Consider the following 13,207-nt stretch of genomic DNA (forward strand, 5'->3'; position numbering starts at 1 on the left):
GGCAAATTCTTTTTTACTTTAAAGGAACTATGAATTTAAAAATTTTATTAGTTCCTTATTTAATTCATCCGCTTGATCGATTGGAGATCCATGACCGCTATTTGTAAGAGGGTATATTTCAGAGTTTTTAATTCGTTCTTTTGTTAGCTCAGCACTTTTGTAAGGGATGAGTTGGTCGTGAACACCGTGAAATATTTTTGTTGGGACGTTAATTTTACTTAAGTCCTTCGTTACGTCTTCGTTTGCAGCCGCTTGCAAAATTTTGATGAGAGCATAAGAAGCGGACTGCATACCGAGATAAGAAAACCATTCTAACGTGGCAGCTCCTAAGTTTCTATTAAAAAATGATAAAGATACATCATTAAGAAATTTAGGTAAATTTACATACATTTGAGAAATAAGAGCATCTGCTTGTTCTTTCGGTACGCCGTAAGGAGATTGTTGGTTTTTTACGAAAGAGGGGGAGACGGCATCAATTAATGCAAGTTTAGAAATACGGCGACCGTTATATCGTGACATGTATCGAATAGAAAGAGCACCACCGACTGAGAAACCAACTAACGTAGCATTTTCTATTTGAAGTGCATCTAATACAATTGCGATATCATCAGCTAAACGATCATAAGTGTAACCAGTCCATGGTTTATCAGACTGTCCGTTTCCTCGTATATCCATGGCGATGCAGCGGAAACCATGTTGTGGTAAGATATTAAATTGATATTGGTACATTTGATGATTTAAAGGCCAGCCATGAACGAAGAAGACAGGTTTACTTCCAGGGCCTGGGTTAATATCCTCAACAAAAATGTGTACATCTTTTTCCACTGTAACGAACATGATGTATCCTCCTCATGCATTTTAATAGGCTCTCTCCCAAAATCGCTGTTTTGTCATTGCCTGAATAAATTCATTCGCAAGTAGTGTAGAGTTTTGTTCTGTTATAACTCCAGGTTTTCCTTCGATATTTAAAGATTGAATAATAGTAGTTCCATTTTGGAAAGCGCCAAGTGGCTTAAAGTGATTATATGATTCTACGACAAATGAACTTGCTTTGTTAAGAAAATGATCATCGAGATTTCCACCAATAAGAAATAGCCCGTCATAAAGAAGCGGTGATCCTGTTAAGAAAGTATCATTCACTTCCCACTGTACATTTTGTGTTCCTTGCACTATACCTAATCGTTCGGAAATAATTACTGGCTGAAGACCGACTCGTTTGAATTGCTGTAGCATAGATTGTGCGTTTTGCCCGTCATATCCGTTTGCGACAATGACGCCTACTCGTAATGTATTTGGACTAAATGTTGTATTCGCCATACTGAGTGCTGGTGAGGATTTTGTAACATGTGATTCTTGAACATTTGGCACTGTTGCCCCGACTGCTTCAGCTACTAAAGTAGCTAATTCCGTACTTATATGACCAATCATATCTACGACTTGTTGGCGAACTGATTTACTTTTTACTTTTCCTAATTCAAAGGAGAAGGCCTGCATAATATGGATTTTTTCGACGTGGCTCATACTATTCCAAAATAAACGGGCTTGTGAGAAATGGTCCTTAAAACTAGCGGCTGTTTCTCTCGTTTTATGTCCAGAAACAGTAGAAGGATATGTAACGAAACCACCTTTCGTACCAGGTACAGTAAAGGGAGAGTTATTGGCTAAAGAGTTATTATGGTAAGCGACTTTTCCTTTATCAATTATATATTTAGACGCACCATCTCTTTGATTGTTATGAAAAGGACATACTGGGCGGTTAATCGGTAACTCTTGATAGTTTGTACCGACGCGGGCTAATTGTGTATCTGTATAAGAAAAGAGTCTACCTTGTAAGAGAGGATCATTTGTAAAATCGATACCGCGGACGATACTTCCAGGGTGCAGTGCGACTTGTTCTGTTTCTGCAAATACGTTATCAACGTTCCGATTTAACGTCATTTTTCCGATGATTTTAACAGGGAAGTCTTCTTCTGGCCAAATTTTCGTTGCATCTAATATATCGAAATCGTATTTAAATTCGTCCTCTTCTTCTAAAATTTGAACACCAAGTTCGTACTCAGGGTAGTTTCCCGCATTAATATTTTCCCATAAATCACGGCGATGATAATCTGGATCAGCGCCGCCTAGTTTTTGAGCTTCATCCCAAATTAACGAGTGAACGCCAAGCTTTGGCTTCCAGTGGAATTTTACGAATCGTGACTTTCCTTGTTTGTTAACTAAGCGAAATGTATGAACGCCGAATCCTTGCATCATTCGAAAACTTCTCGGAATTGTGCGATCTGACATAATCCACATCATCATAGCAGCTGATTCTTGATTATTGGCGATAAAGTCCCAAAAAGTATCATGTGCTGTTTGCCCTTGGGGAATCTCATTATGTGGCTCTGGTTTAAGAGCGTGAATAAGATCCGGAAATTTAATACCATCTTGAATGAAGAAAATGGGAATGTTGTTTCCTACTAAATCGAAATTTCCTTCTTCTGTATAAAATTTAACAGCGAATCCTCGTACATCTCGGTTCGTTTCATTTGCACCTTTTGATCCAGCTACTTCGGAAAAACGAATAAAAATAGGTGTCTTTTTAGATGGTTCTTGTAAAAAATGAGCCATTGTTAAGTCTTCTAAAGATTCATATAGCTCAAAAACACCATGTGCTCCGTAACCGCGGGCGTGCACGACTCTTTCAGGAATTCGTTCACGGTCAAAATGAGCGAGTTTTTCTCGCATAAGGAAATCTTCTAAAAGTGTAGGACCACGATCACCAACTGTTAAGGAGTTTTCATCATTTGAAATTTTGACACCTGTATTTGTTGTCATCTCTTTTCCGTCATTGTCTTTTGTAAAGGATTGTAACTGTTCTATTTTTTTATTTTCACGACCGTCCATATAAAGCACCTCCCATATTATACGTATTATTTTTCGTTAGTTTTATGCTTATATAAATGTGGGTATATATTACTTATTTGGTTTATTTTATCTTTGTTTACCTGTTAAAATCGTTTATTATAATAAATGGTATTCTTTGAAATATCATTTTGAAGGGGTGTTGAAGTGAGAGGAATTTTTCTATCGGCTAAAGAAGAAAAGAAAAACGCTAAGATTTTCTTATGGATATTACATGTTATTTTAATAGGATACGAGGTTGCATATGCCATTATATTAGAAGATAAAATGCCTTTAGAAAATTGGTATAAAATAATATGGAAGATTATATATATTATGACTATATTAGGTATTAGTGTTTATTTATTTGAGAGGGGCAAAGCACATTTAGTTAAATATACATACTTATTTGCATACATGATTGCGGAGATTTTTAATATTGGATGGTATGCCTTTCATAATAAAATAGCATTTGATGAAGGGAATATCATCGAATTTATTTTCATTTTTTTCGTGCCAATATTTTTAAGTAAACGATATTTATTTATGTTAACGCCATTTCTTATAGGGAAATATATGATATATCTATTTGTATTTGGAGAACTTAATTTATTTACACCTCTTGTTATGAATATGTTATTGCTTTTCGTGTCGTATATTATTTTAAATCGGTTTTTACAATATCTTTCAGCAGTAAAGAAAAGTATTGCAGAGGCTAGTCAGTCACAAAAATTGGCGGTTATCGGAAAAATGGCAGCGACAGTCGGGCATGAAATAAAAAATCCACTCGCGTCATTAAAAGGGTTTACGCAATTACAAAAGGAAAAGCACAAAAAAGATGCGACATATGGACAAATGATTATTGAAATAGAAAATATAAATAACATGATTAGCGAATTGATGGAGGTTGCTACATATAAACCTTCTGTTTATGAAAAACATATTGTAAGTGATGTTCTAATACAAGCAGTAGCAAATATGCGTGAAAAAATGGATGAGCTAAATATAAATTTCACCTTCAATGAAGAGTATAATAGAAGTGAAATTGAATGTGATAAACGTAAAGTAAAAGGGGTATTTTTGTATGTTATTAAAAATGCTTTAGAGGCAATGGAGCTCGGTGGAACATTACAAATACAAGTTGAGGATAAAAAAAGAGATTATGTAATAGTAAGTATAGTAGATAATGGTTTCGGGATAAAAAAAGAAAATTTAGGAAGAGTTACAGAGGCTTTTTATACAACGAAGCAAGACAAAATCGGATTAGGCCTTACGGTAGCAGAGCGAATTATTAAAGAGCATCTTGGAGAATTACATATTTCTAGTGAAGTAAAGAAAGGAACGAGAGTAGAAATAGTACTTCTGAAAAAACTTGAGCGTAATGTGGTACAAGATTAAGAGGTGTTGTTAAAGGAGCTACTATATGGACAAAGACTATATATTTGAAAAGGAAGAAATAAAGGCGTTGAAAATATTTTTAAGTTTATTCTTTGTTATATTTTTTGTGTATGATTTTGCTGAAAAGGCTACTGTCTTTTTCTCGGAGGGAGATCTAAAGCCAGCAGATGTTTTTGGAGAAGGCTTAGGTTTATGGTTATATATTTTGATGGTCTTATTATTCTTTACTGGAATTTATTTTATGAAACAGAAAAAGCCATATATTGTGAAGTACATTATTTTAATTGGCTATAATATATTGGATTTTATTCATAACTTCATTATTTATTACGGAAGTGATGCTGAATTTGATGGCGGTAATATAGTAGAAGGATTTTTTATTTTATTTGCACCAATCTTTGTGAATAAAAGATATTTTTTGTTAGTAGCAGGGATACTTGTTGGAAAGTACGCTCTTATGGGAATCGTTATTCAATCCGCTATCGTTCTAATTCCAATGGCATTATGCAGCGTATTTGCTATTATATGTTGGATTATACTTTTAAGATTTCAGTCTTACGTTCGCAAACTTGAAATGATGGATAAAGAAATACAAAAGGTAGAAAAATTAGCGATGGTTGGAAAAATGGCAACAGTAATTGGCGATAAGATTAGAAGGCCGTTAGTGAAATTGAAAAAACTTGTGAATAAGCAAGCGAAAAAACATCCAGAAGATAAGGTTTATAGCGACATTATGAAACAGGAAGTAGATCGTATTAATATAATTGCTAACGAACTAAGTGGATTTGAGAAATCTAAATCGATAGAATCAGAAACTCATAACATAAAAGAAATCATCTCTTATGTTATCCGAGTTATGGAAAAGCCAGCATTAGAACAAGGGGTAAAAATACATGCTATTTATAGTAAAGATATACCTCCAATTACATGCGATGAAAAACGATTGAAACAAGTATTTTTTAATTTAATAAAAAATGCGATTGAAGCAATGTCAGTTGGTGGAAATATTACTGTGAAAGTTATAGTAGAAGATGTAATCATTGTTCAAATTAAAGATGAGGGATGCGGCATTCCAAAAGATAAACTTCCGAAGCTAAATGAAGCTTTTTACACAACGAAAGAAACTGGAACAGGCTTAGGTTTAGTAGTTACAGAAAAAATTATTAAAGATCACCACGGTAAAATGAACTTTGAAAGCGAAGTTGGGGTTGGAACGACTGTTGAGATTATGTTGCCGATTTAACGGTGGGATATTTTAAAAGGGGAAATCACTTTCTTGAGAGTGATTTCCCTTTTTATTGTGGATGGAGAGGGGGATGTTTGATAACTAAGGTTCTATAACCACCATGTCTCCTGTGGAATCAAAGTAACATCTACATCAAAATTCTCTTGAAACCAATCGTACACCAATGTCTTTTTCACTAAATATTCAGAGGCAGAGTGTGAGACACCGATGAGCGACATGTTTGTTTCTTTCACATAATCTATAATGAGCGAATATTTATGTCTGCCGTAATCATTGTCGATATGGCAATGGATCTCTCCTGCAATATATGCTTCAGCACCTTTTTCTTCTGCTTCTTTCATTAAAGATACGACATCGCCGCAGCCAGCGATAATTGCAATTTTCTTGATGGAATCGTGTTGTTTACCTTCGAAGTCTGTATAAGGAATGTTAAAGAGTTTTTTTAGATGTTTTTGGAGTTTTTCTGTTGTTGTTTCATCTATTTCACAAATGAGGCCGGCTGGTTCGTTTTCTGGACCACCGTAAGCAAATCCGTCAATTACATTGGCTTGTAGTGCTTTTGCGATTGAAATGCTAGTTCCATATGTTTGATGAAAATCCATTGGACCGTGACATGTATATATAGAAAGTTTCTTTTCTTTTATTGCCTGCAAATATTTTGATGAAATTGGAATAAACCCTCGCCCTGATTTTCCGAGTGGATTACCGCACTCCATCACAAGTGGATGGTGCATGAAGAGTAAATCACCTGGTATGGATTGTGAAATGAATTTTTCGAGAACATCATCAGTCGGGAACACAGCTAAAAAGATTGTATTTACATTTTCAGTACCTCTTATCATAAGACCGTTAAATAGCTCAACAAAATTTGCTTCGAAAAATTGTTGCCATGGAAACTGGATTTGATCATATGTAGCTGGAATGAAACGACTAAAGGCACTGTCTTTTCCGTATTTTTCAATTTGGAATAAATGATTAAGTGATTGTTCTATTTCTTTTAAGGCTGGCATGTTTAGTAATCCTCCTTAAGATAATTCTTACTTTATTAGCTGTTTTTATTTTTTATAGCAAAATAAGAAGCGGATATAAAACAAATAAAACCTAGAATCCAGCCAATAGAAGGAGAATAGGAAAGTATATGTTTTAATACCATTCCGCTAGAAATAAAAAAGCTACCTAATAGACCTAATAAAAGGTTATATCGCTGTAGTTTGAACATCAGTGATATAACCTCCCTTACCACATATATTGTATAGTAGTCTCAATTTTCTGTATATAAAATTTGAGAAAAATGGTGGTACAATATATAAATGATATGAGAAGAGAGGATGTAGATTCACGCATGTACGTTACTGTAACAGAGGCAGCATATAAAAAGATTATGGATACGATTCCAAGTGAAGCGAAATATATAAAGTTATTTTACGATAATGAAGGTTGCGGTTGTGTTATGAGCGGGATTATTGATTTAGTAGCCGTTTCAGAGAAAGATGAGCGCGATGTAGATATTGAATCGAGTATACTAAACTTTATTGCAGATCGCACAAAGCTTGTATTTATGGATGATAAGTTAACAGTTGATTGGCATGAAGTTGGAGGGACTTTTCAGCTGAAGAGCCCAAGCCAGTTTTATAATCCGAATATGAAGTTACATGTTCGAGTGTAACAAAGAAAAGACCGCCCAAAAATATTTTTGAAGCGGTCTTCTTTAATTATATAAGGTGTTACTATTTTCGTTTTTTGTTGATAAATCGATACTCCTTGTTGAATCGCCGATATAATTTTGTTTACTAAATGAGCTACTTAATACAATGAAATGTACATGTGATTGAATTTTCTGTATAATTCTCTTTGCGGAGGGGATTAGGCATGAGAAGATGGGGAATTGAATTATTAATTTTAAGTGTCGTTATTATTTGGGGGATTAACTATACGATTGCGAAATACGGACTTTTAGAATTTACAGCGATTGAGTTTACTGCACTTCGAATGATGGCGGCGGCACCACTATTATTATTACTTACGTTCTTTATTGAAAAGTCACTTTATATGGAGCGAAAAGATATACCAAGATTAATCATTGTTAGCACGGTAGGTATTGTACTGTATCAAACGCTATTTATGGAAACGGTACAATACACATCCGCTACAAATGCCTCGTTACTCATTTCTATTTCACCTATTTTTACAACTTTATTTGCGATTTTCTTAAAACAAGAAAAATTCTCTTCTCGAAAGTTAGTTGGTTCCATAATTGCCTTTGTTGGTGCTACATTAGTTTTAGTAGCGGGGCATTCGCTTGCCAGTTCTTTCTACGGAAATGGGATTGGACTAATTACATCGATATGCTGGGGACTTTATCCTGTTTTAGCAGGGCCTCTTATAAAAAAATATTCCGCTCTTCGTGTTACGGCATGGTCAGCATTAGTTGGGGCGATTCCGCTGGCTGTGTTAAGCGGTCCACATGTTTTTTCAATGCCATTTCACATTACACACGGGATGACATGGTTTGCCTTGCTCTATTCTATTTTCTTTGTAACGGTATTTGGTTTAGTTATGTGGTATGTTGGTGTACAAAAAATTGGTGCGTCGCACACGATGGTATATATGTATATTACACCGCTCGTAGCTGTTTTATTTGCTGCAGTATGGGCAAATGAATATGTATCGTTACAACAAATAATCGGTGGAATGATTATTTTCTTTGGCCTATGGTTTGTGAAATCAGAGAAAGTGAAAGTTCACCCTATTGTGCAAGAACATATATCAAAATAGGAAAACAGATCACCTATGACCTGCTTTCCTATTTTTTTATTTTTGGTAAGAAGATGAGAAATAAGATAGCAGTAATAAGTGGAATTAAGTTTAAAAATGGAATACGGAAGAGTGTAATAAGAATAATACCTGGAAGAAGAACGCCGAGGACAGCATAGAAAATACTATGTTTTTTCGTGTACCAATACAATGAAAGTCCAATAAGTGCAGGGACAATGAGGTGAATGAGAGCCATTAAAAAATAAATCATTAGACGCCCCCTTTATTTATGTGCTTATTACATCATATCCGTATGTTCATAGATTGATATCAATTTTTTCATAAATGGACGGAAAATGTTTGGAAAAACGTCACATTTATGAGGGATTCTATATTGGAAATCTTGTATAATATTATTTCCTAAAAGCATTTTAACAACATAAACATACCGTTTATGTTGTTTTTAATTTGAATGAAATAGATTTTAAGTAGTATGGACTCGAAAGAAATGAGTTATACAGCTTTTGTTGGATAAATAGAAAAAACATTGAAGGAGAGTACAGCATGATTAGTATGTCATTAAAATCGTTTAAAGTTCAATCATATTATCTACTAGGTATTCTGTTATTAGGCTGGATGTTAACACCGTTTTCAGCACATTTTCTAGGTGCAGGAATTGGACTTATTGTAAGCATGTATTGTGTTTGGATTTTAGGAAGGCGTATCGAAAAGCTTGGAGATAGTATCGTAAAGAAGACGAAAGCGCCGACGCTTGGTATGTTTAATCGCTTTGCAGCTGCAATCCTTGGTGCTATTATTATGTACGAAATTGAGCATCATATGGTAATGTGGGCATTTGCAGTAGGTATTCTGGGTGGTTATTTCTTAATCGTTATTAATTTAGGGTATTATAGTATGAAAGATGAGAAGGAATTAACGAAGAGTTAAAAGAGCTTCTTTTTTAGATGGAACAGAGGATCCGGCGATTGATAGAAGCGGTTAGAGCCTTTTTGTTCCCATGCGGTGTGAAACCAGAAGGATGTAGTGAGTAGGAAAATAGTTTATATGTTCGAAGCTGTGGTTTGTACGTATGAAAATCCGATTATATAAATTGGATTTTGTAGATGGGATGATCTAGCGATGAGTAGGAGCGATCAGAGCCTTTTTTGCTCCCATGAGGTGTCAAACCAAAAGGAGAGAATGAGCGAGAGATTTGTTTGCTGTGATTTGTATGTGGGTAAAGTAAAGAATATATAGAAAGAAGCTCACGTTTTTCACGTAAGCTTCTTTTTTATGTAAGTGTGTGTAACCGTTAAGCCGCATTGGGTTTTGTCGGTGAGTACGCGAAACTTTACGGTTACACGACACTTATTCATATGAGTAAAGGGTTATTTCAACAGAAAGTTTTATAATTAAGCGATTGGGCCGCCTAAGTTAATAATATTTTCAGAAACGCTATCGAATTTTTTGAAGTTTTCTTTAAATTCGTTTGCAAGCTCAATTGCTTTCGCTTTGTAAGCATCTTTGTCAGCCCAAGTTTGTTCAGGCATTAATACTTCGTCAGGTACACCTGGTACGTGAAGTGGAACTTCAAGACCGAAGATGTCGTGTTTCGCAGTTTCAGCTTTTGCAAGTTCACCGCTTAGTGCTGCTTGAATCATTGCACGAGTGTAACCTAAGTTCATACGCTTACCAACGCCGTATTCGCCACCAGTCCAGCCAGTGTTTACTAAGAATACTTTCGCATCATGTTTCTCAATTTTTTCACCAAGCATTTCAGCATAGCGAGATGCATCAAGTGGTAAGAACGGTGAACCGAAGCAAGTAGAGAATGTAGCTTGCGGAGATGTAACACCGCGCTCTGTTCCTGCTAGCTTACTAGTGTAACCGCTTAAGAAATGGTACATAGCTTGCTCTTTTGATAACTTACTGATTGGAGGCAATACGCCAGATGCATCAGCAGTTAAGAAAATAATTGTATTTGGATGTCCTGCAACACTTGGCAGTACGATATTGTCAATCGCATGCATAGGGTATGCAGCACGTGTATTTTCTGTTAAAGTAGTATCGTTATAGTCAGCGATGCGTGTTTGACCATCAATGACAACGTTTTCTAAAACTGAACCAAATTTGATTGCATCGAAGATTTGTGGTTCTTTCTCATGAGAAAGGTTTACACATTTCGCGTAGCAACCGCCTTCAATATTGAATACACCGTTATCAGACCAACCGTGCTCATCGTCACCGATTAATTTACGGTTTGGATCAGCAGATAATGTTGTTTTCCCTGTTCCAGATAAACCGAAGAATAGTGCTACGTCGCCTTCTTCGCCTACGTTTGAAGAGCAGTGCATAGAAAGAATGTCTTGTTCAGGTAGTAAGAAGTTCATAATAGAGAAGATTGATTTTTTCATTTCTCCAGCGTATTCTGTACCACCGATTAGTACGATACGTTTTTCGAATGAAACCATAATGAATGCTTCAGAATTTGTACCGTCAATTGCTGGATCTGCTTTGAAGTTTGGTGCAGAAACAATTGTGAACTCTGATTCGTGAGTTGTTAATTCTTCTTCATTTGGACGAATAAATAATTGATGTACGAACAAATTATGCCATGCATATTCGTTAACAACTTGAATTGGTAGGCGATAGTTGCGATCAGCGCCAGCAAATCCTTTGAAGACGAATAACTCTTCTTTTTCTTTTAAGTATTCTAAAACTTTTGTATATAATTTATTAAAATGTTCTTCAGAGATCGGTTGGTTCACGGCTCCCCAAGCAATTTTGTCAGCAACCGATGCTTCCTTCACAATAAATTTATCTTTAGGAGAACGTCCTGTGTATTTTCCTGTTGAAGCAGAAACGGCACCAGTAGAAGTTAATTTCCCTTCGTTTCGCATTAATACTTTTTCCACTAATTGCGGAACACTTAATTGAATCTGTGCATTGCTTCCGTTCAATAATTCATGTAAACCAATTTGGACATTCACAGTACTCATATTTATATACCATCCTTTTCATTTAATGAAATATTCCTCGTAATCCCCATCAAGAGTATAACACAATTATATAAATAATGTATACTATTTATTTATTTTTGTTTGTGTGAATGTATCATTTCCTTATTAATATTTCATTCTATGCGTATTGAGAAAAACTTTCAGGAAAATGTGAATATTAATTGACAAATGAATATCATTTCTTTAGTATAGGTTGGGACGGATACTCTCTTATCCCGAGCTGGCGGAGGGACAGGCCCGATGAAGCCCAGCAACCTCACTTGTAGTGGTAAATACAGGTGAATAGGTGCTAAAACCTGTGCGAGGCTAACGGTCTCGAACGATAAGAGCAAAGGGCAAAAAGCAGTATGCAAGTAGCAAATTAAACCTTTCCTCTATGTTAAGTGGGAAAGGTTTTTCTGTATGCTTGTGTGGGAGAATAAATGTATGTCGCAGTTTGTGGCAAATTAAGGATGAGTTCCGTACAATATATACAATTACTGTAGGGAGGTTTACCACATGACAAAAAAACGTCATCTGTTCACATCTGAGTCTGTAACTGAAGGACATCCAGATAAAATTTGTGACCAAATTTCTGATTCAATTTTAGATGCGATCTTATCAAAGGACGCAAATGCACGTGTAGCTTGTGAAACAACTGTAACAACTGGTTTAGTATTGGTAGCGGGGGAAATTACGACTTCTACTTATGTAGATATTCCGAAAATCGTTCGTGAAACAATTCAAGGCATTGGTTACACACGCGCAAAATATGGATTCGATGCAGAAACTTGTGCAGTTTTAACATCTATCGATGAGCAATCTGCTGACATCGCTATGGGTGTTGACCAAGCGCTAGAAGCACGCGAAGGTCTAATGACTGACGCTGAGATTGAGGCAATTGGTGCGGGAGACCAAGGTTTAATGTTTGGTTTCGCATGTAATGAAACACAAGAATTAATGCCACTTCCAATCTCGCTTGCTCACAAATTAGCTCGCCGTTTAACTGAAGTACGTAAAGATGACACATTATCATACTTACGTCCGGATGGAAAAACGCAAGTTACAGTTGAGTATGATGAAAGTGGTAAACCTGTACGTGTGGATACAATTGTAATTTCTACACAACATCATCCAGATGTTACATGGGAAGAAATCGATCGCGATTTAAAAGAGCATGTAATTAAAGCTGTAGTTCCAGCTGAATTAATGGATGGAGAAACGAAATTCTTCATTAACCCAACTGGTCGCTTCGTAATTGGTGGACCACAAGGTGATGCTGGTTTAACAGGACGTAAAATCATCGTTGATACTTACGGTGGATACGCTCGCCACGGTGGCGGTGCATTCTCTGGTAAAGATGCAACGAAAGTTGACCGTTCTGCAGCATATGCAGCTCGTTATGTTGCGAAAAACATCGTAGCAGCTGGTCTTGCTGACAAAGCAGAAGTACAACTTGCATACGCAATCGGCGTAGCACAACCAGTATCAATTTCAGTTGATACATTTGGCACTGGTAAAGTATCTGAAGACGTACTAGTAGAACTAGTTCGTAACAACTTCGATCTTCGCCCAGCTGGTATTATTAAAATGCTAGACTTACGTCGCCCAATTTACAAACAAACAGCAGCTTACGGCCACTTCGGACGTACTGATGTAGATCTTTCATGGGAACGTACAGACAAAGCTGTAGCTTTAAAAGAGCAAGCTGGTCTATAATATATGAAAAAAAGCTTTGCGCGGTGAGCGCAAAGCTTTTTTTATTTTGTTTTACTTATGATTTGAATACATGAATTACAATACACTTCTCCGTCTAGCTCAATATACTTTTCATATTAGTCATGCCGCTTGCCGGAAAGGGCATATGAATCCATGCTTTTTCATACGTTTGTATTTCTTTTTTGCATGATTTACAAACTATCGGTTT

Annotated in this window: 11 protein-coding genes and 1 riboswitch; of the genes, 6 read left to right on the plus strand and 5 right to left on the minus strand. The window is 35.9% G+C overall.

What is annotated here, in order from left to right; translation table 11 throughout:
• Positions 1–27: 27 nt before the first annotated feature.
• Both QCI75_RS03405 and QCI75_RS03410 read right to left on the minus strand, forming a co-directional pair.
• Positions 28–837, minus strand: a complete 810-nt coding sequence (locus QCI75_RS03405; protein ID WP_144505799.1) for an alpha/beta fold hydrolase — start codon at positions 835–837, stop codon at positions 28–30.
• A 21-nt stretch (positions 838–858) separates the two neighbouring features.
• A complete protein-coding gene (locus tag QCI75_RS03410; protein WP_144505800.1) occupies positions 859–2,886 on the minus strand; it encodes a catalase in 2,028 nt (675 codons plus the stop codon).
• A gap of 165 nt (positions 2,887–3,051) precedes the next feature.
• Between QCI75_RS03410 and QCI75_RS03415 the strand changes: the two genes are divergently transcribed.
• A complete protein-coding gene (locus tag QCI75_RS03415) occupies positions 3,052–4,281 on the plus strand; it encodes an ATP-binding protein (protein WP_144505801.1) in 1,230 nt (409 codons plus the stop codon).
• 25 nt (positions 4,282–4,306) lie between these two features.
• Positions 4,307–5,524, plus strand: coding sequence for an ATP-binding protein (locus QCI75_RS03420; RefSeq protein ID WP_144505802.1), 1,218 nt, complete (start codon positions 4,307–4,309; stop codon positions 5,522–5,524).
• Positions 5,525–5,616: 92 nt separating this feature from the next.
• Here the strand turns inward: QCI75_RS03420 and QCI75_RS03425 are convergent, their stop codons facing one another.
• Positions 5,617–6,537, minus strand: a complete 921-nt coding sequence (locus QCI75_RS03425; RefSeq protein WP_353759967.1) for a Nif3-like dinuclear metal center hexameric protein — start codon at positions 6,535–6,537, stop codon at positions 5,617–5,619.
• A 332-nt stretch (positions 6,538–6,869) separates the two neighbouring features.
• Between QCI75_RS03425 and QCI75_RS03430 the strand changes: the two genes are divergently transcribed.
• Complete coding sequence (locus QCI75_RS03430) at positions 6,870–7,193, plus strand: iron-sulfur cluster biosynthesis family protein (RefSeq protein WP_144505813.1); 324 nt, start codon at positions 6,870–6,872, stop codon at positions 7,191–7,193.
• A 203-nt stretch (positions 7,194–7,396) separates the two neighbouring features.
• The gene (locus tag QCI75_RS03435) at positions 7,397–8,302 is read left to right on the plus strand and encodes a DMT family transporter (protein ID WP_144505803.1); all 906 of its coding nucleotides are present in this window, start codon (positions 7,397–7,399) and stop codon (positions 8,300–8,302) included.
• 28 nt (positions 8,303–8,330) lie between these two features.
• Here the strand turns inward: QCI75_RS03435 and QCI75_RS03440 are convergent, their stop codons facing one another.
• A complete protein-coding gene (locus tag QCI75_RS03440) occupies positions 8,331–8,552 on the minus strand; it encodes a hypothetical protein (protein ID WP_002123250.1) in 222 nt (73 codons plus the stop codon).
• Positions 8,553–8,845: 293 nt separating this feature from the next.
• On the opposite strand from QCI75_RS03440, the gene QCI75_RS03445 reads away from it, so the two are divergent.
• Positions 8,846–9,229, plus strand: a complete 384-nt coding sequence (locus tag QCI75_RS03445; RefSeq protein ID WP_144505804.1) for an ATP synthase subunit I — start codon at positions 8,846–8,848, stop codon at positions 9,227–9,229.
• Between the two features lie 464 nt (positions 9,230–9,693).
• On the opposite strand, the gene pckA is transcribed toward QCI75_RS03445, so the two are convergent.
• On the minus strand, positions 9,694–11,280 hold the full coding sequence (pckA, locus tag QCI75_RS03450; RefSeq protein ID WP_002123248.1) for a phosphoenolpyruvate carboxykinase (ATP): 1,587 nt from the start codon (positions 11,278–11,280) through the stop codon (positions 9,694–9,696).
• Positions 11,281–11,508: 228 nt separating this feature from the next.
• Positions 11,509–11,630: riboswitch (SAM riboswitch) on the plus strand.
• Positions 11,631–11,799: 169 nt separating this feature from the next.
• On the opposite strand from pckA, the gene metK reads away from it, so the two are divergent.
• A complete protein-coding gene (metK, locus tag QCI75_RS03455; protein ID WP_353759968.1) occupies positions 11,800–12,999 on the plus strand; it encodes a methionine adenosyltransferase in 1,200 nt (399 codons plus the stop codon).
• The last annotated feature ends 208 nt before the right edge of the window (positions 13,000–13,207 follow it).

This window comes from Bacillus cereus group sp. RP43, from assembly GCF_040459645.1.
GTDB lineage: Bacteria > Bacillota > Bacilli > Bacillales > Bacillaceae_G > Bacillus_A > Bacillus_A mycoides_C.

Bases quoted from the DNA above. Each gene is read 5' to 3' on its own strand.
- QCI75_RS03410 (WP_144505800.1), bottom strand. From the start codon at position 2,886: ATGGACGGTCGTGAAAATAAAAAAATAGAACAGTTACAATCCTTTACA.
- QCI75_RS03440 (WP_002123250.1), bottom strand. From the start codon at position 8,552: ATGATTTATTTTTTAATGGCTCTCATTCACCTCATTGTCCCTGCACTT.
- QCI75_RS03420 (WP_144505802.1), top strand. From the start codon at position 4,307: ATGGACAAAGACTATATATTTGAAAAGGAAGAAATAAAGGCGTTGAAA.
- QCI75_RS03425 (WP_353759967.1), bottom strand. From the start codon at position 6,537: ATGCCAGCCTTAAAAGAAATAGAACAATCACTTAATCATTTATTCCAA.
- QCI75_RS03435 (WP_144505803.1), top strand. From the start codon at position 7,397: ATGAGAAGATGGGGAATTGAATTATTAATTTTAAGTGTCGTTATTATT.
- pckA (WP_002123248.1), bottom strand. From the start codon at position 11,280: ATGAGTACTGTGAATGTCCAAATTGGTTTACATGAATTATTGAACGGA.
- QCI75_RS03405 (WP_144505799.1), bottom strand. From the start codon at position 837: ATGTTCGTTACAGTGGAAAAAGATGTACACATTTTTGTTGAGGATATT.
- QCI75_RS03445 (WP_144505804.1), top strand. From the start codon at position 8,846: ATGATTAGTATGTCATTAAAATCGTTTAAAGTTCAATCATATTATCTA.
- metK (WP_353759968.1), top strand. From the start codon at position 11,800: ATGACAAAAAAACGTCATCTGTTCACATCTGAGTCTGTAACTGAAGGA.
- QCI75_RS03430 (WP_144505813.1), top strand. From the start codon at position 6,870: ATGTACGTTACTGTAACAGAGGCAGCATATAAAAAGATTATGGATACG.